The organism is Vibrio sp. 10N.222.46.A1 (genome assembly GCF_041473595.1).
Taxonomy (GTDB): Bacteria; Pseudomonadota; Gammaproteobacteria; order Enterobacterales; family Vibrionaceae; genus Vibrio; species Vibrio tasmaniensis_A.
In genome coordinates this window covers 1-687 of sequence record NZ_JBFRSN010001338.1, presented here as the reverse complement: position 1 = coordinate 687, position 687 = coordinate 1, and the positions used below count along the sequence as shown (strand labels likewise).

The following is a 687-nucleotide window of genomic DNA, read 5'->3' as shown; positions in this document are numbered from 1 at the left end:
CTGGAACTCCATGGTTAATCCGGTCGTGACACCTAAGGCGAAGTTAATACCAAAAAGTTTGCCCCAAAAGCGAGTCATGTCCTGATAGATTTGCTTACCGGTAAGCACATAGATCGACTCCATGATCGCCAATAAGCAAGACATACCAATAGTTAACGGGACAAAGAGAAAGTGAAACATAGCGGTTAGCGCAAACTGTAAACGCGACAATTCAACTACATCAAACATTTAAGCTCCAAACATCATAATGATGGATTTCATATTAAGAATTGGAGCGTATTTCAGCACAGTTTGAACAAACCAAACTAGAACAGATTGAATGTTAAAAAACAGAACAGGTTGAATTATCCGACGAGTGACAAGCTAGATTTCAAGTAAACATAGTCGAGGATCGACTAACGACTTAGGCTTGTGATTCCATGGTCTGAATCAAACTACCTAGTGTACGAATGGCTTCTGCTATTTTGTCGTCACAAGCGTACGAACAATTGAGACGAATATGATGAGAGAACTTTTTGTCGCTGCTGAATATAATTCCCGGCGCAACAGAGATGTTGTTTTCAAGTGCTCGCTCATAAAGCCTCTCTACACAAACAGAATGAGGCAGCTCTATCCAAAGGAAATAACCACCTTGGCTTTTATGAATCAGAGCACTCGTAGGCAAACTGGATTCGAGAAGTGCTATAT

1 protein-coding gene and 1 pseudogene are annotated in these 687 nt (G+C 40.8%); both read right to left on the bottom strand.

Annotated elements, in window-relative coordinates; translation table 11 throughout:
* Positions 1–228: cytochrome ubiquinol oxidase subunit I (locus AB4496_RS26445; RefSeq protein ID WP_198595371.1), on the bottom strand; the 228-nt coding region annotated here is incomplete at its 3' end.
* Positions 229–403: 175 nt separating this feature from the next.
* Positions 404–687: pseudogene (locus tag AB4496_RS26440) on the bottom strand (PLP-dependent aminotransferase family protein); the annotation flags it as partial.